The organism is Altererythrobacter sp. B11 (assembly GCF_003569745.1).
Lineage (GTDB): Bacteria > Pseudomonadota > Alphaproteobacteria > Sphingomonadales > Sphingomonadaceae > Croceibacterium_C.
On record NZ_AP018498.1, the window covers coordinates 3,212,723 to 3,232,930 of the forward strand.

Here is a 20,208-nt window from a genome sequence, read left to right on the forward strand (position 1 = left end):
GGACTCGCATGGCCCAGAACAACACCATCACTTTCTACGATCTCGCACTGTCCACCGGCGCGACGATCAGCCCCTTCGTCTGGGCGACGAAATACGCGCTGAAGCACAAGGGCTTCGATCTGGACGTGGTGCCGGGCGGCTTCACCAAGATTCCGGAACGGACCGGCGGCATGACCGAACGGCTTCCCGCGATCGTGGATGATGGCAAGTGGGTGCTCGATAGCTGGGGCATCGTCGAATATCTCGACGAGACCTATCCGGACCGGCCCACGCTGATCCCGCACCCCAGCGTTGCCGCGGTCACCCGCGCGCTGGATGCGTGGTTCTGGGGCGCCGCCACGGGCCCGTGGATGCGCTGCTTCTGCGCCAATTATCGCGATCTTTCGAACCCCGAGGATCACGAATACATCACCTATTCGCGCGAAAAGATGCTCGGCCAGAAGCTGGAAGACATGCAGGCCGGCTATGAAGACCGCCTGCCGGGCATTTCCGCCGCGCTGGAGCCGCTGCGCATTGCTCTGCGCGAGGTGGACTGGCTGGGCGGCGACAGCCCCAACTATGCCGATTACCGCATCATGGGCTCGATCCTCTTCACCGCTTCGGTCTGCAAGACCAGCCCCGTGCTGGCCGAGGACGATCCGCTGCGCGGCTGGATCGACCGCTGCCTCGACCTCTACGGCGGCCTCGGCCGCCATCCGGGCCTGTTCCCGCTGTTCGGCCTGAAGCAGCGCGAAGGCGATCCGCCGCTGTTCATGCCGCAGGGCGCCGGCGGCATCCACAAGCGCAACACGGGGCCGGAATCCACCCGCACCGAGACGCAGCGCATTACCGAAGGCATGGCCAAGGCCTGATGGCGGAGGAACGGCTGAAGGTTCTGCTGACCCGGCGCTGGCCGGAGCCGGTGGAGCGCGCCATAGCGGAACGGTTCGAGCTCACGCTGGATTCGGCGGATCGCCCGCTGAGTCAGACAGATCTCGCCAGCGCCATGGCGGAGTTCGACATCCTGTGCCCCACCGTATCCGACCGGATCGATGCAGAAGTAATCGCCGGAGGGGATCGGGTGAAACTGATCGCCAATTACGGTGTCGGCTTCGACCACATCGATCTGGCCGCGGCCGAGGCCCGGGGGATCGCGGTGACGAATACGCCGGGCGTGCTGACGGATGCCACGGCGGACATCGCGCTGACCCTGCTGCTGATGGCCGCGCGCCGCGCCGGCGAGGGAGAGCGCGAGTTGCGCGCCGGCCGCTGGGCCGGCTGGCGGCCGACGCATCTCATTGGATCGGCACTTGCGGGCAAGGTGCTCGGCCTCGTCGGCCTGGGGCGGATCGGCATCGCCACCGCCCGCCGCGCCCACCACGGCTTCGGCATGCGCATCGCCTATTACGGCCGGCGCGAGGCGGACCCCGCCGTGGTGGAGGAGCTGGAGGCGGACTATTTCGCCGATCTGCCGGGCCTGCTCGCCGCGTCGGACTTCGTTTCGCTCCACGTCCCCGGCGGTGCCGAAACGGCGCATCTGATCGACGCAGAGGCCATCGCCGCGATGAAGCCGGGCGCCTTCCTGATCAACACCGCCCGCGGCAGCCTGGTGGACCACGAGGCGCTGGCCGAAGCGCTGGCGAACGGCCATCTCGGCGGGGCCGGGCTCGATGTCTATCCGGAAGAGCCGGCCGTTCCCCCTGCCCTCCTCGGCCTCGAGAACCTCGTCCTGCTGCCGCATCTCGGCAGTGCGAATGAAGAGACCCGCGTGGCGATGGGGATGAAGGCGCTGGCCAATGCGGAGGCCTTCGCGCGGGGCGAGGCACTGCCCGATCGGGTCGTGTGACCAGCGCGATTGAAGCGCTGATCGAGGCGGAGCAGCTTCCGCCCGATTATGCCACGATTGTGGAACGGCATTGGCGCCCCCTCGCCCGGCAGATCGCCGACCGTGTGGCGGTGGAGGAGCGCCCGCTGATCGTGGGCATCAACGGGGCGCAGGGCAGCGGGAAATCCACCCTCTGCCGCTTCCTTGAGGTGCTGCTGCAGGAACGCGGCCTGCATGCGGCCACGCTGTCGCTGGACGATATCTATTGCACCAGGGCCGAGCGGCAGCGGCTGGCCGCCACAACCCATCCGCTCTTTGCCACGCGCGGGGTGCCGGGCACGCATGACACGGCCATCGCCATGGCGATCTTCGACGATGTACTGGCGCGGCGCGAGGTGTTTCGCCCCCGCTTCGACAAGGCGGCGGATGATCGCGCGCCCGATCTCGTGGGTCCGGAGCGAGGAATCGAGGTGTTACTGTTCGAAGGGTGGTGCGTCGGCGCGGTGCCGCAGGCGGAAGCGGAGCTTGCGCAGCCGATCAACGCACTGGAAGCGCAGGAAGACGCCGACGGAGTCTGGCGGCGGGAGGTCAACCACCGACTCGCCGCTGATTATGCTGCGCTGTTCGCGCGGCTCGACATGCTCGTGATGCTTCAGGTCCCCGGCTTTGAGGTGGTGCGGGCGAACCGCCTGCTGCAGGAACGCAAGCTGGCCGCGCGGGCGCCGGACGGCACGGCTGTGATGGATGCTGCCGCGATCGACCGCTTCATCGCCCATTACGAGCGACTTACCCGCCATATGCTGGAAGAAATGCCCGGCCGGGCGGACATTGTCATCCGCATCGACAACGACCAGCGCCCGCTCGATCCGTCAGCTGGATCGGCAGCCATGCCGACAGGAAATTAGTTCGGTTTGCAATCGTTTTGAAATGAACGAATTGCGGCGCGGATAATCCTCCGCTAGGCAGGGGAATGACAGGCGCGATTCAGCGTCGGAAGAACTGTCGTTTCCACTTGGGGGAGAAGTTTCTGATGCGAACCCTGTTCGCCCTTGCAGCCGGCGCCAGCCTGCTTTCATCCAGCCTCGCGGCCCAGCAAGCCCAAGAGCCCGGACCGGCCGACTGGCCGCGCTGGGCGCGCGATCTGGGGGGCACGCGCTATTCCCCGCTACCCGATATCAATACGGGCAATGTCAACAAGCTGCAGCAGGCGTGGTCCTTCCGCCTGCGCCCCACCGGCGGCGCGAGCCTGCTGGGCGGCACCGTCCCGATCGTGATCGACGGGATCATGTATGTGCCCATCGGCAATGCCGTCGTCTCGCTCGATGCATCCACCGGCAAGGAGATGTGGCGGCACGAGGTGAAGGGCGCGCTCATTCGCCGCGGCGTCAGCTACTGGCCGGGCGAGGGCAAGCTGAAGCCGCGCATCTTCTATTCCACCGGCGGCGGCCTGACCGCGCTGAATGCGCGCACGGGCCAGCTGGACACGCAGTTCGGCAAGGGCGGCTCGATCGAGTTCGAGGGCACCCCCTACCCCTATCCGCCGTCCATCTACCGCAATGTGATGGTCATCGGCGCAGCCACGGCGGAGATGCCCTATGGCGATTCCGGCAATTCCCGTGCCTTCGATGCGCGCACGGGCAAGAAGCTGTGGGAGTTCAACACCATCCCCCGCCCCGGTGAAGTGGGCCACGAGACCTGGCTGGACGAAGGATGGAAGGGCCGATCGGGCACCAACATGTGGGTGTGGTACACCACCGCCGACCCGAAGACCGACACGATCTACATGACCATCGGCAGCCCCAGCCCCAATTACTATGGCGGGGATCGGCCAGGGAACAATCTGTTCGGCAACTCCATCGTCGCCGTGGATGCCCAGACCGGCAAGTACAAATGGCATTTCCAGACCATTCATCACGATCTGTATGATTGGGATCTGCCCGCCCCGCCGGTGCTGTTCGACGTGACGGTGGACGGAAAGACGATTCCGGCGCTGGCGGAAACGGGCAAGCCGGGCCTCATGTACATCCTCAACCGCGAAACCGGGGAGCCGATCCACGGCGTGCGCGAACAGTTGGTTGGCCGCGGGGATGTGCCGGGCGAATGGTATCCCAAGACGCAGCCGATCCCAGTGAAGCCGGAACCGCTGTCGCGCATGTACTGGACGCCGGCGGATGTGGTGACGGAGGCGGACACCACGCCCGAGCATGTCGCCGCCTGCCACAAGCTGCTCGATTCCTACGGCGGCACCTTCTTCAACTCCGGGCCCTTTACGCCGTTTTTCCTGCATCAGGAGGGCGACCTCCCCCGTGCCTCGATCAACCTGCCGCACAATGGCGGCTCCAACTGGGGCGGCAGCGCGGCCGATCCCACCAAGGGCATCGTCTTCGTCAACACCAGTGAGAGCGGCAGCATCGGCTGGATCGAAAAGCGCGACCCCAAGGGCGACTATGGCCGCGGCACCGCGGATTCGACGCAGGTCTATGATCGCGGCAGCCTGCAGGGACCGGGCGCCTATTCCGGCTTCCAGGCTTCCTTCGAAACCGCGGACGGGCAGAAGGTAAGCCTGCCCTGCATCCGCCCGCCCTGGGGCCGCTTGATTGCGGTCGACGGCAACAGCGGCGAAATCCTGTGGGCCAGCAAGCTGGGCATCACCGAGGCCCTGCCCGAAGGCAAGCAGGATACCGGCGCCAACAACACCTTCGGCGGCCCGATCGTAACGGCAGGCGGGCTGGTGTTTATCGGCGCGACGAGCGACCGCTATTTCCGCGCCTTTGACGAGAAGACGGGCAAGCTGCTGTGGAGCAAGCAGCTGGACTATGCCGCGCTAACCGTGCCCGTGTCCTATCGCGGCAAGGATGGCAGGCAATATATCGCGGTGGTGGCGGCGGGGTCGAACTTCGCAGGCCCCGGCGCGCGCGGGCCGGACGGGAAACCGCTGAACCAGGAATCGCTGGTGGCCTTCGCCCTGCCCGAATGACAAACCCGCCAAGGGACAATGGGAGAGAATGCATGAAACGGATTTCCATGATCCTCGCGCTGGGGTTCGGTTCGCTGGCGAGCTGTGCCGCGGCGCAGGATGGGGCAACTGCCGGCCGGACGACCACCACGCCCGAAGGGGCAGTGATGCAGCTGGATGACGATCTGGCCTACAAGCCGGGCGAACTGACCGACGAACAGCTGCACAGCTCCACGCGGAGCCTATTCGCCGCGAAGGGCATGAATGTGTTTCGCCGCTTCCCGCGCGATGAAACATCGGACATGGTCAATTTCTACACGAAGGCGCTGGCCCTGCGCTCGCTCAGTCCGATCCAGCTGACCCAAAGCCAGCAGATGCTGCTGACCGGGGTGGGCAGCATGCAGATCAAGCTTGCCGCGGGCCAGCAAGGCAGCCGCAAGTATGACCTGTCAGGCGGTGTGAAAGGCGGCACCGGCATCCGCTTCTTCGCCCTGTCCTACCCCAGCGAAGAGCTGGTTGTGGGGCGCTTCCGCGAAGCCGGCCTCCCCGCCCCCAGCTTCACCGACCGTCCGGATGGCAGCCGTGGCGCGCTGGTGACCGACCCCGGCGGCTTCCCCATCGAGCTGGTGATCCGCAAGGGCGCCAAGGACGGGTCGAACGACGGCGTGGGCGTGGGCATCGGCGTATCCGATCTGGCGAAAAGCCGCGCCTTCTATCGCGAGTTCGTGGGGCTCGACGAACTCCCGCCGGTGAAGGATCCGGTGCTCGGCCTCACCCTCTATCCCTACCGTCATGGGGAAACGACGCTCTATCTCTACGAGCCGACCGGCAAGGCCGTGGATAACGGCAGCGCCGGCATTCAATATGTCATCACCGATGCTGCCATGGCCGATGCCAAGGGCAAGGCGCGGAGGGTGGCGGTTGAAACGCCGCTCAACCGCCTGCGTGGCTTCGATCTCACGACCGTGTGGCTCAACGATCCTGACGGCGTGACCAATTATTACGCGCAGGTCGGCCCCGGCAGCCGCACCGCGCGGGAGCAGGCGACGGGTTCATCCGGCAAGTGAACATCACGCGCCAGGACATTGATAGCGGAACAAAAAAGGGGGCCTCGCGGCCCCCTTTGCACGTAGATGCAGCCTCTGACTACTTCTTCGCGTGGACGATGTACTGCGCCAGCAGGTGGATTTCCTCATCCGTCAGCTGCCCGCCGAAGCCTGGCATAGCGCCCTGACCATCGGTGATGCGGCCCACCGCAAAATCAACCGTCAGATTGCTGTCGCCGTCGAAGGAGGGGCCGATATGCCCCACCCCGCCGGCATCGGCCAGCGAATGGCAGGCGCCGCATGACCAGTCGGAAAAGAGCTGGCGGCCCTGCTCCATCTGTTCGGTGGAAAGGGCGGCCGTGGGATCTTCCGCGGTGGCGAACGCGCTGGTCGCGGGAATGGCAATCATCGCCAAGGCCAGGGCTGCGATGCCCGCCTTGCCCCGAACAGCATTCTTCACCGTGTTATGATCCATTCTGCCTTCCCTTCAATCTTATCTCGCGGCCCGCAAATGCCGGCTTCTGGTCAAGGATGACCCTATGAGAGTCAAGCTTTACCACAGATTTACCGGATAGAAATTTCAGGACATTGTCAATTTCCGACGTAGCCGTCCCTCGCCGTCCATTGCCCCGCCATTGGAGGGATGACGGCAGCGCCGCGTTGTAATAAGCAAGCTCAAAAGGACGGGGAGGAAAGACAACGATGCGACGCATGATGCTGCTGGTTGCCGGCGCAACAGTGCTGGCCGGATGCAATGCCGAAAAAGAGGAGAAGGCAAGCGCCCCCTACCTCAAGGCACATTCGGTGCAGCAACTCATGGCCTATTCCATCCAGCCAGTGGCGGAAAGCTATTGGGGTACGGTCCAATATATCTCCGATGAAACCGGCACTCACGACATCGTGCCGGAAACCGACGAGGATTGGGCCCGCGCGCGCAACAGCGCCGCGACCTTGACCGAGCTGGGCAACTTGCTGATGACACCGCTCTATTCCGAGGGTCGCGGCGAGGACTGGATGCAGTTTTCGCGTTCTCTGGCAGAGGCCGGCCAGCGCGCCGAAAAGGCTGCCGCAGACAAGGACGTGGACGCCGTTTTCGAAGTCGGCGGCACGGTCTACAGCGTCTGCAGCGCCTGCCATCAAGCCTATCCGCCCGCCAATGGCGAAGCGGTGAGCATGGTTTCGAAACCCGAAGAGTCCCCCGGTGCCGAATAGCCCCGCGGGCCGGCGGACGGCGCTGGCCGCGGCGGCGCTCATGCTCCTGCTGCTGCCCATGGCGCAGGTGCTCGCCCACGATCTGTCGGACGCCAACCGGGCCTATGTGCAGTCGATCCGCGGGGCAGCCCCAGTGCCGTTTCTCTATCTCGGCGCCAAGCACATGGTCACCGGGATCGATCACATCCTCTTCCTCGTGGGCGTGGTCTTCTATCTTCAGCGCATGCGGGACGTGGTGATCTACGTCTCCATGTTCACTCTGGGCCATTCACTGACGCTGCTCGGCGGCGTGCTGCTCGGCGTCGGGCTCAACGCGTCGCTTGTGGATGCGGTGATCGGCCTCTCGGTGGTCTACAAGGCCATAGAGAACCTTGGCGGATTTGCGCGGGCGGGCGTTGCCATCGACACGAGACTGGCGGTGTTCGTGTTCGGCCTGTTCCACGGCATGGGCCTTGCCACCAAGCTGATGGACCTGTCCCTGTCGCAGGACGGCCTGCTCGCCAACCTCCTCTCCTTCAACCTGGGGGTGGAACTGGGCCAGATCATCGTTCTCGCCGCCGTCCTCCTTCTTCTCACCCTATGGCGCGGAACGCGCGGCTTCGCGGCCGGCGCTCGGGTGGCCAACTGGCTTCTGCTGGCCGCCGGTATCGCCCTCACCCTCTATCACCTGTCCGGATACTTCTCAGCATGACGCAGAAACCCGCATCCTCCCGAAGGACGATCTGGATCGCCTCGGCCACCGCAGCCCTATTGGCCGGGGCCGTAGTCGTGGCATTCGTGCTGCCGGCCGAATTCGGCGTGGATCCCACAGGCATCGGCAAGGCCACCGGGCTCATCAAGCTGGCCGAAGAGGGCCAATCGGCCGAATTGCAGCGCGGGATGCAACGGCAGGGCGTGCTCCTTGCGGCGGACATCTCTCCGGCGCCAGCGGGATTGCTTCCCGCCTATGCAGGAATTCTGGCAGAAAAGGGCATTGCTGCACCGCCTGCCGGCAAGGTGAAGGCAGACCGATTCCGGTTCGAACTGCTGCCCTTCGAAGGCATCGAAGTGAAATACGAACTGGCGCAGGGCCAGCCTCTGGTCTTCGCCTGGCAAGCCGGGGCACCGCTGCAATATGACATGCACGCCCACCCTTACGAGGGCGGGGAAGAATTGACCGAGAGCTACGCGATCACTTCAGGGCCGACGCAGAGCGGCGTGTATGTGGCGCCATTCACCGGGATTCATGGCTGGTACTGGCAAAACCGCACGCTGGACAATGTCACGCTCACGCTTGATGCGGCAGGGCCGATTTCCGCCTCCTACACGTTCGATCAAACAGGGCAGCACGAACGGCAACTTGCCGCGCCCTCCGCGGATTCCGGCCAGAACCAGACCGCATCCCCCGCAACCCAATGAAGGGCCGCTGCGCGCCCGCAGGATCTCAGCAAATTGTATCAGAGCCGGATTTTGTCAAACTCGGGCACTTTCCACCCTTGTTGAACCGCCGCCATCTCGGCTAGGCAGGGCGCGCCGGCCAGAACGGGATCGGCCGGCCAAGCAAAGCTGGGAGTTGGGTGTGGGTACATCGCCGCGCGCGTTTTCATTTCGCATGAACAATCTGTTGCGCCTTGCGCGCCCCCTGATCCCGGCGGGTGCGCTGCTGCTCGCCGCGGGCTGCGCCAGCGCGCCGGCCGGCGTCGCCTCCACCGCCGCCGCGCCGCAGGGCAATTTCGATTTCACTGGGTGGGATGGTTACCTCGGCGGCTCCGACTCGTCGCAATATTCCTCGCTCGCGCAGATCGACAAACAGAATGTCGCCAATCTGCAGCTCGCCTGGAGCTACAAGACAGGTGAAGGCCAGCCCCCCCGCCTGAACCCCGTCATCGGCGGCGGGCGGATGTACGTCATCACCGGGGACAACAACATTGCCGCGCTTAACCCGGCCACCGGGCAGGAAATCTGGCGTACCCATATGGAAGGCCGCATCGGGGCACGCGGCATCAACTACTGGCAGAGCGAAGATGGCCGCGAAGCACGGCTGTTCGTGCTCAACAACGGCATGTTGCGCGCGATCGACGCGCATGACGGGCACCTGATCGATAGCTTCGGTACGGGCGGCATGGTGGACCTGCGCGACGGGCTGCCGGAAGGCTCCGAAAAGCCGAGCATGCTGCACACCGACAATCCGGGGCGGATCTACAAGGACACGCTGATCATGGCGCTCCCCGCCGGGGCCTATGACTATGCGTCCTCCCCCGCAGACATTCAGGCGTATGACGTGCGGACCGGCGCGCTGAAGTGGGTGTTCCACACGGTGCCGCAGAAGGGCGAATTCGGTTACGACACCTGGCCCGCCAAGGATCACGAGAAGTTCGGCGGCGTCCACAATTGGTCGGAATTCACCGTCGATCCGGAATTGGGCATCGCCTATGTGCCCACCGGCACCGCCCGCTATGATTTCTACGGCGGCAATCGCGAAGGCAACAATCTGTTCGCCAACTCGCTGATCGCGATCGACGCGAACACGGGCAAGCGCATCTGGCACTATCAGATCGTGCATCACGACCTGTGGGATTTCGACCTGCCCGTCGCCCCCAAGCTGATGACCATCCACAAGGACGGGAAAGATATTCCTGTGGTCATCCAGGCGACGAAGCATGGCTTCGTCTTCGTGTTCAACCGGCTGACCGGGGAGCCGATCTGGCCGATCGAGGAACGCCCCGTGCCGGCCAGCGACGTGCCGGGCGAAAAGGCTTCACCCACCCAGCCCCTCCCCACCTGGCCGCAGCCGTTCGCGCGGCAGAGCTTCACGGAGAAGGATATCAATCCCTATCTGCCGGAAGCCGATCAGGAGAAGCTGCGCGAAGGGCTGAAGACCTGGCGCAACGAAGGCCTCTTCACGCCCCCCAGCCTGCGCGGCACGATCTCCATGCCCGGCCACAACGGCGGCACCAATTGGGGCGGCACCGCGGTGGACCCGGTGAACAAGCGCTTCTTCGTCGTCAGCCGGGAATTGCCGCTGCTCATCAAGCTCAATCTGGACAAGCGCGAGAGTGCGCTGGCGGCGATGCCCAATGGCGGCGGCGACGTGTTGCCGTATAAGTCGCCGGTGAACTTCCTGTTGCAGAGCAATGGGATGGTGGCGATCAAGCCGCCGTTCTCCTTCCTCACCGCCTATGACATGAACACGGGCAAGATGCTCTACCACATCCCCAATGGCGAAGTTCTGCCGCTGGAGGACAAGGGTGTTACCGGCGTGGGCGCACAGGCGCCCCGCGGCGGCCCCGTGGCGACAGCGGGCGGCGTGCTGTTCGTCGGCACCGCAACCGATCGCACCTTCCGCGCGCGCGATGCTGCAACCGGCCAGGTGCTGTGGGAATACAAGCTTCCCGCCGCGACAGAGGGGGTGCCCACCGTGTATGAAGTGGACGGGCGGGAATATGTGACGATCCCCGTCGGCGGCGTCGGCCATTTCGCTGGCGGACTGGGGCTGCCCGAAGCGGGGGAAAGCCAGTACATGACCTTCGCCCTGCCCGCGCGGGGCCAATGACGCGGCGGCAGGGCGGCGGCGGAAAAAACGATGAGACACCGGCCACTACGCGCTAGAAGGCGTGCGGCCACAAAGAGTGCAACAGTCAGGCGCGCGGTGGGCGCGCGGCATTTAGGAGGGGCAAAATGAAACGCCTGAACACTATTCGTACGATGATGGCGGGCACCATGCTCGCGGCGATGAGCCTTGCCGCGCCGGGCGTTGCCCCGGCTGCAGCCCAGACGGCGGCACCCGCCGACCTTACCAAGCTGCCGCCCATCCCCAAGGACTACCAGCCGAAGAAGACGGCCTGGGGCGATCCCGATCTGCGTGGCACCTGGCCGATCGACAACATTGCCAGCCTGCCGATGCAGCGCCCGGCGCAGTTCGGCGATCGCTTCTTCCTCAATGATGAAGAATTCGCCCAGCGGCAGGAACAAGCCAACCGGTCCGACCAGGCTTACGCCGCGGAAGACAAGAACAACACGATCGGTATGGGCCACTGGGTGGAATCGGATGCCTCCGGTCGCCGCACCTCGCTGCTGGTCGATCCTGCCAATGGCCAGCTGCCGGCCTTCACCGAGAAGGCAAAGCAGCTGATGGCGGCAGGCCGTTCGAGCTGGACGCCCAACACCAAGTTCAACTGGGTGACCGATTTCGACAGCTGGGATCGTTGCATCTCGCGCGGGTTCCCGGCCTCGATGTTCCCGTTCCGCTACAATAACGGCATCCGCGTGTTCCAGTCGCCCGGCTATGTGGTGATTGCGCTGGAGATGCTCGGCAGCCGCGTGATCCCGATCGTGGACAAGAATAGCCCGGCGTGGCCGCAGCAGGTGGAGCAGTGGCTCGGCCACAGCGTCGGCCATTGGGAAGGCAATACGCTGGTGATCGAAACCACCAACATCAAATCCGGCGATGGGGCTACCACCGATGCATTCGCCCGCAATGGCTCGCCGCTCAACATGGCGACGCTGGGCGTGCCGCCGTTCAATGTCATCCCCACCAGCAAGCAGGCCAAGGTGACGGAACGGCTGACGATGACCGGTCCCGATTCCATCGTCTACGAAGCGACCTATTCGGATCCGGAAGTGTTCACTGCACCGTGGACCGCACGGCTCGACTGGACGCGGAACGATGAATACCAGTTCTTCGAATATGCCTGCCACGAAGGCAATGTGCAGGTGCGCAATTACATCAACGCATCGCGCGCCGGCACCTTGCAGGAACTCACCGAATCGCAGGTGGAATCCGAAAGCGGCCAGTAACGCATGATCGCCGGGGCCGCGTGCGCGGCCCCGGCATTCGCCACGGCCGCATGCAGACGCGCCGGGCAAACCGGAAGTCGGAGAGATGATGCATAAAGCCCTACCCCTTCGCCGTGCGCTTGCCCTGGCGCTGCTCGCCACCTCCGCCTGCGCCACTGCGCAGTCCGGCAATGGCGCCGCAAATGCCTCGGCCACTCCGCTCGCGGGGCCTGTTGAAACGCAGCAGGGCCTTGTTCAGGGCGCGCCGGGCAAGCTCGCTGGCGTGACCGTGTTCAAGGGCATTCCTTTTGCTGCTCCGCCGGTCGGCGATCTGCGCTGGGCGCAGCCCGCGCCTCCCGCAGCCTGGAACGGTGTGCGCGATGGCACGAAGTGGGGCAATGCCTGCGTGCAGCCCCCGGCCCCTTCGCGCTTCCCGCCCAATTCTGCCACGGATATGCCGGACTCCCCGCCGATGAGCGAGGATTGCCTGTATCTCAACATCTGGACGCCGGCGAAATCGGCGGGCGAGAAGCTGCCGGTGATGGTGTGGCTCTATGGCGGGGCCTATAACGAAGGCGGCGGCAATGCGCCCTTCAGCGAAGGCGACAATCTGGCGAAGAAGGGCGTTGTCCTCGTCACCTTCAACTATCGCGTGGGGCCTTTTGGTTTCTTCTCGCATCCTGAGCTGACGGCGCAGAGCCCGCACAAGGCTTCGGGCAATCAGGCGCTGGGCGATGCCATCGCGGCGTTCAAATGGCTCAAGCAGAATGTGGCCGCGTTCGGCGGCGATCCGGACAATATCACCATCTTCGGGGAGAGCGCCGGGGCAGCGATGGATGCCGGCCTCGTGGGCGCTCCGCCGGCGCGCGGCACGTTCGAGCGGGCGATTTCCGAAAGCGGCGCCTGGATGGGCCTGGGCATCGCGCTGATGCCGACGCGCGAAGCCTCGGAACAGCGGACGCTCGAAGCTGCCGAGAAGATCGGCAAGTCTTCACTTGCCGAGTTGCGCGCCCTGCCGGCCGAGGAGGTGGCGAAGAACTTCCGTGGCCAGGGCATGATCGTGGACGGCTATATCATCCCGCAGGATCTTTCGATCACCTTCGCGGAGGGCAAGCAGAATCCGGTAGACGTGCTGGTCGGTTCCAATGCCGACGAAGGTTCGTTCACCCGCGGCTTCGGCCCGCCCACCACGCTGGAAAGCTGGAACAAGGGCGCGGACATGCGCTGGGGTGGTCTGACCGCGCTGGGCGAAGCCGCCTATCCGGCGAGCACCGACGAGGAAGCATCGGCGCAGGCGAGCAAGCCCTTCTCCGACACCATGGCCTGGCACATGCGGCTGTTCGCCGAAAGCCAGGCGAAGATCGGCCAGAAGGCGTGGCTCTACTGGTTCACGCATGAGCCACCCTATGATGAAGGGCGCGCGGATCTCGGTGCCGGGCACACGGCGGAAATCCCCTACGTGTTCGACAATCTGGCCGCCCCGCGCACCTACCCGGCGGGCAGTTCGGTGGAGAAGATGGCCGGCAATCCGCGTGAGGAGGCCTTTGCCGATCAGGTCTCCCAATATTGGGTGAATTTCGCCCGCACCGGCAATCCCAATGGCGAGGGCCTGCCGCAATGGCCTTCCGTAACGGCGCTGGAGCCGGATCAGGCCATGCTGCTGGACGCCGATGACTCCGGCAAGGGCATGTGGCTGAATCGGGCGAAATCAGCGCTATACGATGCGATGTATGAGGAGCGGGTGGCGAAGCCGCTGGGTATTCAAAGCGGGGAATAAGCCGCGCCAATGGGGGGATGAGGATGCGGAGAGTTCGGAGTCGACAGGTGCCGCTATTTGCGTCCGCCGCCTGCGCGCTGGCGCTGGGCTGTGCCGCACTGGCGACGGCCCGAGGGCAGCAGCCGGTGCAAGCCTCCGGCAAGGCTTTCGCTGCGCAGGTGGAAGCCGGTCGCACAGCCTATGCAACGCATTGTGCAGCCTGCCACGGCGCCGACATGGCCGGCGGCCAGTTCGCCTCCTCGCTCACGGGCGCAGCCTTCCTCGCCAAATGGGGCGGCGCGCCCGCACAGGATCTCTACACCTACATCCGCAACTCCATGCCGCCCGGTGGCGCAGGCACGCTGCCGGATGAGACCTATGCCGCACTGGCAGCGCTGATCCTTTCGCAGAACGGCGGCCATGCCGAGCGTGCGCTCGCCCCCGGCGATGCCGCCAGCCTTGCAGCGGCCACCCTGCCCAAGCCGAGCCTGGCCGCTGATGCGGTGGACGAAGTCGGCATCGGCGGGATTTCCACCCGCTATCCGATGCCGCACCGGCCCGAGCCGGCGGACCGCTTCGCCAGTTTCACTCCCGTCACCGAAGCCATGCTCGACGATCCGGCGCCGGAGAACTGGATGAGCTGGCGCCGCGGCCACAACGGCCAGGGCTATTCGCCGCTGGGCCAGATCAACACGGGGAATGTCGGCCAGTTGCGCCTTGCCTGGGCGCAGCCGCTGCCGACGGGCGAGACGACCAACGAACCGCTGGTGCGCGACGGCGTGCTCTACATCTACGGCTATGGCGATCAGGTGTTCGCCTTCGATGCCGCCACGGGCAGGATGCTGTGGCGCTATCAGCGCACGGTGCCGGAAGGCACGGTGCTGTCCTCCAAGAAGACGCTGGCGCTCTATGGGGACAAGCTGTTCGCTGCCACGTCGGACCTGCATCTGGCGGCGCTGGATGCACGCACCGGGCGACCGGTGTGGGATGTGCCGATCACCGGGCGCCCGGGCTTTCGCAATCCCGGCGGGCCGCTGGCTGCCGACGGCGTAATCATGCAGGGCCTCACCACGCAGGAACCCGGCGGCGGGCTGATCGCGGCCTTCGATGCCGAAACCGGCAAGCATTTGTGGACCTTCGACACGGTGGCCAAGCCCGGCACCCCCGGCGGCGACAGCTGGAACGGGCTGCCGGCAGACCAGCGGCGCGGCGGCTCGGTATGGACCTCCGGCACCTATGACGCGGCCTCTGGCCTTGCCCTTTGGGGCGTCGCGCAGACCTATGACACGGGGCCGGTGCGCGATCGCAAGCCGGGCCTCAACAACGATGGCCTGTTCACAAATTCCACCCTCGCCTTCGAGCCGCGCAGCGGCAAGCTCGTGTGGTATTTCCAGCATGTGAAGAACGACCAGTACGATCTCGACTGGGTGTTCGACCGCGTGATCGGCACGGTCGAGAAGGATGGGCACCAGCGCCGCGTGGTGATCACCGGCGGCAAGGAAGGCCTGTTCGACATGCTGGAGGTGGAGACGGGCAAATATGTCGACACCGTCGACATGGGCTTGCAGAACTTCATCACCGCCATCGATCCCGTAACGGGGGACAAGACGGTGGATCCCGCGCTGGTGCCGGGGCGGGACAAGGGGTCCGTGTTCGTCTGCCCGCATTCCGGCGGCGGGCGCAACTGGAGCCCGACCTCCTTCAACCCGCACACCCACAGCCTGTTCGTGAACGCGCGTGACGTGTGCATGGAAATGGTCCCCTCCGAGAAGGGCTTCCTCACCAGCGGGGTCAACATCCTCTATTCGCCTCCCAAGGACGGGGACGGCAATTACGGCGTGCTGCAGAGCCTGGACATGGACACGGGCGAGAAGCGCTGGGAAGTGCGCCGCCGCGCCCCGTTCGACATGGGCATATTGACCACGGCGGGCGGGCTGCTGTTCACCGGCGGAGTCGATCGCCAGGTGCTGGCTTACGATCAGGCGGACGGGCGCGAGGTGTGGCGCAGCGCCCTGCCCGGCGTGCCCAATGGCTCCCCCATCACCTATTCGGTGGATGGCCGGCAGTATGTGGCCATGGTCACGGGCGAAGGCAACCCGCTGTCCTTCGGCCTGCCGGAAGCGTTCACGCCGGAATTGCCGCAGCCAGCGGTGAACAATGCCGCGCTCTATGTCTTCGCCCTGCCCGAAGGCGAGTGACGCAAGCGCACCGGCCGCCGAGCGCGACCCGAATGAAAAAGGCCGCCCCGAGGGGCGGCCTTCCTGTTTTCGGGCCATGCCGCGAAGGCGTGGTTAGTAGAAGATGCCGAGCGTGAAGCCGATCGCGCGGCCGAAGAACACCACCAGCACCCAGAAGATGAGCGACAGCAGACCGGCCACCTTGACCATGGCAGGCACCGGCCCGGTGCCATGCACATCCCAATCCTTCAGCGTGCGCTGAGTGATGAAGTGGAAATACATCATGTTGAGGCCGGCCAGTGCCAGCATCACCATCTTCCACAGGAAATAGGGATTGATCACATAGCTGCTGGCCTTGCTGACGAAGAGCAGCGAGCCACTGATCGCGGCCAGCACGAAGGCTGCCCAGGTCCACTTCAGCGTGTCCTGTGTCATCTGCGTGATCGAGCTTCTGATCGACGCGAGGCCGAGCAGGCGCAGGTCCATCACGGCGATCGTGCCGACAACGGTGACGAGGGCGATCACATGGATCGTCTCGATCGTGGGGAAAGCCCAGGTGCTTTCCGCGATGAAGGTACCGACCCCCGAATATTCGAGGGACTGCCAGATATTTTCAGGTTCAGGATACATCGAAAGCCCCCAGAAATCAGACCGGTGCGTAGGCGATCCAGCGACCGCACAGCATGATGACGCACCACAGGATCACGACCAGCACCGCGCCGACGCGGGCGGCAGACGAAACGCCGCCAGCGGCCTCCGCATGCTTCACCACGCCGTTGTGGAACCAGAGGCTGACGAGGATTGCCACGACCACCAGGACCATCTTGATCCAGAAGATCGGGTTGATGAGCTCGCGAACGGGCTCGCCGATGATCATGAACACGCCCGAAACGATCAGGAAGGCCAGCGACCACCAGATCCACGGTACGAAGCGCCGTGCTGTATCCAGCATGGTCAGATGCGTGCCCGACGCCTTAAAGATGCGCAGGTTGATCATCAGGATGGAGCCGAACGCCATGGCGATCGACAGGATGTGGATCACCTGGAACACCGGGATGGCCCAGAAATGGGTCACGATCCAAAGGTTCAGCGGTGTGTCGGAAATCCACAAGGCGAGTTCGACCAGCTGCGTCGTACGCAGCCACTCGGTAAAATTATATAGCAGGTCACCCATCGGCGTTACATTCCCCCATCTCTAGCCAGCGTCGCCACCGGCGGGATTCGGCCGGCAGCCCATGCTGCCTCCCACACCCCGCACACCCGGTGACGCGTGATCTCCCGGGCATTATGGCGCCTATAGTCCCTCTTGCCGAGTAATTTACCGTAACCACTGCGTTACAGCCGGTTACAACACCTCACCCGACGCCTTCCCTTCATTGCATGCTCCGCTAGCGCGACAGAGGGCGATCGCCAAGCCCCAAGTTGACTTAGTCCCGCGGCGGACCTTCGCCCGGAACTGCGCCCGCAGCCTGCGGCGCGCGGCCGGACTGTCGCAAAATTGTATCTCGGGCGGCGGATTCTGCGACAATAATTGCCGCCAGGGAGCATTGTCAAAACAAGCTCTGGACCCTAGGACATAATCAACTAGAGAGCGCGGGCGAGGCCGGGGATCGGCCTGCGCGCGGCGTTTGAGAACTGAGCGGAGGGGGTAGCGGATGCGCTTCGGAAGAGGCTTGGGGCTGATGGCCACGGCCGCACTGATGGCTGGTGGCGCCGCCATCGCCCAAGGGGCGGAACCAGATGGCGACTGGCAGACGATCAACCGCGATGCGGCTTCCACGCGTTATTCCCCGCTTACCGATATCAACCGCGCCAATGTCGCCGGGCTGAAGGAAGCCTGGCGCTATCCGATTCGCGGCTTCAACACGGCGACCCCGCTGGTGGCGGACAGCGTGATGTATTTCCCGGCCGGCGGCCGCGTCGTCGCGCTGGATGCAGTGAGCGGCAAGGAAAAGTGGTCCTTCGATGTGCCGAAGGCCGAATCCGGCCCGCCGCGCAACGCGTCCACCCGGGGCGTGAGCTATTGGCCCGGTGATCGTGATACGCCGCCGCGCATCCTGTTCATGGCCGGCAATTTGCTGATCGCGCTGGACGCGGCCAGCGGCACGCCGGTGGCGGGCTTCGGTCAGGGCGGCATGGTGGATGTGGGCGTGCCCTATGGCGGCACCCCCTCTATCGGCGGCGACGTGGCGGTGATCGGTGCAGCCACGCTGGAAAATCCGCAGGGTGTTGCCGGCAACCCGCGCGCCTTCGACATTCGCACCGGCCGCAAGCTGTGGGAATTCCAGACCGTCCCCAAGAAGGGCGAACGCTTCAACGAGACCTGGGGCAATGGCTGGAAGAACCGGTCCGGCGCCAACATGTGGGCTACCTCCGCCCCGATCGACGTCGAACGCGGCATCGTAGTCCTGCCCATCAGCGGCCCCGCAGCCAATTACTGGGGTGGCGATCGGCCGGGCGACAATCTCTTTGCCAATTCGCTGGTGGCCGTCGATCTCAAGACCGGCGAATACAAGTGGCACTTCCAGACGGTGCATCACGATCTGTGGGATACGGATATCCCCAGCGCCGGCCCGCTGATCGACGCGAAGGTGGATGGGCGCCGTCAACCTGTGATCGCCCATGTCGGCAAGGCGGCACGCTTCTTCGTGCTCAACCGCGAGACGGGCAAGCCCGCCCTGCCGGTAGAGGAACGGCCGGTTCTCGCGGGCGACGTGCCGGGTGAATATTACAGCCCCACCCAGCCCTTCCCGGTGAAGACGCCGCCGCTGGCGCGCGTGAAGCTGACCTATGACGATCTCGTCACCGCAGAGGACACCAGCCCCGCCCATGCTGCCGCCTGCGTGGCAATGTGGCGCAAGGCCGGGGGCTACCTCAACTTCGGGCCGTTCACGCCCTTCTACCTGCATCGCGACGGCGCTCCGCCGCGGTCCACCATCCAGCTTCCGGGCGGCACCGGCGGAGTGAACTGGGGCGGCATGGCGGCCGATCCGCACAGCGGCATCGTGTATGCCAATGTGCAGTCCACCTCTCTGGTTGGCTGGGTGGAGATGAAGGACAGCACCGAGAGCTACAGCTTCGATGCGAACGATACGAACCAGCTCTACGACCGCGCGAGCGTGGACGGGAAAGGCCCGTTCTTCACCTTCAGTGCACCGCTTTCCGGCGAGTATGACGAGAAGGGCCGCGCCGTTGGGCCCAGCCTGCCGTGCTACAAGCCGCCGTGGGCGCAACTGACGGCGGTGGATGCCAATACCGGCGAAGTGAAATGGGCCGTTCCGCTGGGCATGTATGAAGAACTGCCCGAGGGGCGCCAGGTGCTGGGCAATGCCGGCAATGCCGGCCCGACGGTGACGGCGGGCGGGCTGGTGTTCGTCGGCGCCACGAACGACAAACGCTTCCGCGCCTTCGATGCCGAGACCGGCCGCGAATTGTGGGAGACGGCGCTGGGCGGGAATGCCAATGCCAATCCCATGACCTATCGGGGGAGCGATGGGAAACAGTATGTCGCCATCAATGCAGGTGGCACGATCATGACCTATTCGTTATCAAGCTAACGAATACCAACGAGAGAGGTTTAGGTGGGGATGAAAAGACTTTCCATTCTGGCGGTTACCGCGGCCGCCTTCGCAATGTCCGGCGTCGCGACGCCGGTGATGGCGCAGGATTCGGCCAAGGCCCCGGCGAAGATCGAAGGCCATCCGAACATCAACGGCATCTGGCAGTCGATGGGCGAGGCCAACTGGAACCTGGAGCCGCATTCCGCTGCGCCCAACCCGGTGGCAGAGCGGCAGCTGGGCACCATCGGCGCGATCCCGCCGGGTCTCGGCGTGGTGGTGGGGGGCAAGATCCCCTACAAGCCCGAAGCGCTGGAGCGGCTGAAGGAAAACCGTGAAAACCTGATCACGCATGATCCGGAAGCGGCCTGCTACCTGCCGGGCATCCCGCGCGCCACATACATGCCCTACCCCTTCCAGATCATCCAGGGCGGGAATGACGACATCCTGATGGTCTATGAATATGCCAACGCCAATCGCGTGGTCCACATGGGGCCGGTCGGCATTCCGCCGATCGACACCTGGATGGGCACTTCCTACGGCCAGTGGGAAGGCGATACGCTGGTCGTCACCACGCTGGCGCTCGGCCCGGGTGACGTGAAGCTGCCGGGCGGCGAGCTCAAGCCGGGCGTGACCTGGCTGGACCGGTCGGGCAACTATCTCACGAACACGGCGTCGGTGGTGGAACGCTTCACCCCGCGCGGCCCGGATCACATGGATTACGAGGCGACGATCGACGATCCGTCGATCTACACCAAGCCCTGGACGATCAAGATGCCGCTGTATCGCCGTGTGGAGCAGGATGCCCAGCTACTGGAATTCCGTTGCGTCCCGTTCAGCGAGCGCCTGCTATATGGTGACTTGCTCGAAGGGGAAGGCAGTCCAGCGGCCGGCGCTAACAAGAAAAATTGAGCAGAATACAAGAAATCGAGGAGTAGTTTAGCC

17 protein-coding genes are annotated in these 20,208 nt (G+C 64.8%); 14 read left to right on the plus strand and 3 right to left on the minus strand.

Annotated features, from left to right (window positions below; translation table 11 throughout):
- The first annotated feature begins 8 nt into the window (after positions 1-8).
- The 5 genes from AEB_RS15175 to AEB_RS15195 all read left to right on the plus strand — a co-directional run bounded on the left by AEB_RS15175 (position 9) and on the right by AEB_RS15195 (position 5,827).
- Positions 9-851, plus strand: a complete 843-nt coding sequence (locus AEB_RS15175) for a beta-etherase (protein WP_119083884.1) — start codon at positions 9-11, stop codon at positions 849-851.
- Positions 851-1,825, plus strand: a complete 975-nt coding sequence (locus AEB_RS15180; protein ID WP_119083885.1) for a 2-hydroxyacid dehydrogenase — start codon at positions 851-853, stop codon at positions 1,823-1,825. Before AEB_RS15175 ends, AEB_RS15180 begins: the two co-directional genes overlap by 1 nt.
- Positions 1,822-2,709: a kinase gene (locus AEB_RS15185; protein WP_119083886.1), complete on the plus strand. Its 888-nt coding sequence runs from the start codon at positions 1,822-1,824 to the stop codon at positions 2,707-2,709. Before AEB_RS15180 ends, AEB_RS15185 begins: the two co-directional genes overlap by 4 nt.
- 125 nt (positions 2,710-2,834) lie before the next feature.
- The gene (locus AEB_RS15190; protein WP_172593125.1) at positions 2,835-4,781 is read left to right on the plus strand and encodes an outer membrane protein assembly factor BamB family protein; all 1,947 of its coding nucleotides are present in this window, start codon (positions 2,835-2,837) and stop codon (positions 4,779-4,781) included.
- Positions 4,782-4,813: 32 nt separating this feature from the next.
- Positions 4,814-5,827: a VOC family protein gene (locus tag AEB_RS15195; protein WP_119083888.1), complete on the plus strand. Its 1,014-nt coding sequence runs from the start codon at positions 4,814-4,816 to the stop codon at positions 5,825-5,827.
- Between the two features lie 79 nt (positions 5,828-5,906).
- Here AEB_RS15195 and AEB_RS15200 read toward each other — a convergent pair whose 3' ends face one another.
- Positions 5,907-6,281, minus strand: coding sequence for a c-type cytochrome (locus AEB_RS15200; protein WP_119083889.1), 375 nt, complete (start codon positions 6,279-6,281; stop codon positions 5,907-5,909).
- Positions 6,282-6,508: 227 nt separating this feature from the next.
- On the opposite strand from AEB_RS15200, the gene AEB_RS15205 reads away from it, so the two are divergent.
- The 7 genes from AEB_RS15205 (at position 6,509) to AEB_RS15235 (ending at position 15,727) form a co-directional block, all read left to right on the plus strand.
- A complete protein-coding gene (locus tag AEB_RS15205) occupies positions 6,509-7,018 on the plus strand; it encodes a cytochrome c (RefSeq protein WP_145985317.1) in 510 nt (169 codons plus the stop codon).
- A complete protein-coding gene (locus AEB_RS15210) occupies positions 7,008-7,709 on the plus strand; it encodes a HupE/UreJ family protein (RefSeq protein WP_231958766.1) in 702 nt (233 codons plus the stop codon). The genes AEB_RS15205 and AEB_RS15210 overlap by 11 nt, the downstream gene beginning before the upstream one ends.
- Positions 7,706-8,416 (plus strand): hypothetical protein, encoded by a 711-nt coding sequence (locus tag AEB_RS15215; RefSeq protein ID WP_197714443.1) that lies wholly within the window; start codon positions 7,706-7,708, stop codon positions 8,414-8,416. Before AEB_RS15210 ends, AEB_RS15215 begins: the two co-directional genes overlap by 4 nt.
- A gap of 193 nt (positions 8,417-8,609) precedes the next feature.
- A complete protein-coding gene (locus AEB_RS15220; RefSeq protein ID WP_172593126.1) occupies positions 8,610-10,550 on the plus strand; it encodes a pyrroloquinoline quinone-dependent dehydrogenase in 1,941 nt (646 codons plus the stop codon).
- Between the two features lie 125 nt (positions 10,551-10,675).
- Entirely contained in the window at positions 10,676-11,794 is a 1,119-nt protein-coding gene (locus tag AEB_RS15225) for a hypothetical protein (RefSeq protein ID WP_145985318.1), read from the plus strand.
- 85 nt (positions 11,795-11,879) lie between these two features.
- Entirely contained in the window at positions 11,880-13,550 is a 1,671-nt protein-coding gene (locus AEB_RS15230) for a carboxylesterase/lipase family protein (RefSeq protein ID WP_119083894.1), read from the plus strand.
- Between the two features lie 47 nt (positions 13,551-13,597).
- Positions 13,598-15,727, plus strand: coding sequence for an outer membrane protein assembly factor BamB family protein (locus AEB_RS15235; protein WP_172593127.1), 2,130 nt, complete (start codon positions 13,598-13,600; stop codon positions 15,725-15,727).
- A gap of 93 nt (positions 15,728-15,820) precedes the next feature.
- Here AEB_RS15235 and AEB_RS15240 read toward each other — a convergent pair whose 3' ends face one another.
- Positions 15,821-16,336, minus strand: a complete 516-nt coding sequence (locus AEB_RS15240; protein WP_119083896.1) for a DUF6644 family protein — start codon at positions 16,334-16,336, stop codon at positions 15,821-15,823.
- Positions 16,337-16,352: 16 nt separating this feature from the next.
- Entirely contained in the window at positions 16,353-16,880 is a 528-nt protein-coding gene (locus AEB_RS15245) for a DUF6644 family protein (RefSeq protein ID WP_119083897.1), read from the minus strand.
- 508 nt (positions 16,881-17,388) lie between these two features.
- On the opposite strand from AEB_RS15245, the gene AEB_RS15250 reads away from it, so the two are divergent.
- Positions 17,389-19,263, plus strand: a complete 1,875-nt coding sequence (locus AEB_RS15250; protein ID WP_172593128.1) for an outer membrane protein assembly factor BamB family protein — start codon at positions 17,389-17,391, stop codon at positions 19,261-19,263.
- 30 nt (positions 19,264-19,293) lie between these two features.
- Complete coding sequence (locus tag AEB_RS15255) at positions 19,294-20,175, plus strand: hypothetical protein (protein ID WP_188115284.1); 882 nt, start codon at positions 19,294-19,296, stop codon at positions 20,173-20,175.
- Positions 20,176-20,208 lie beyond the last annotated feature (33 nt).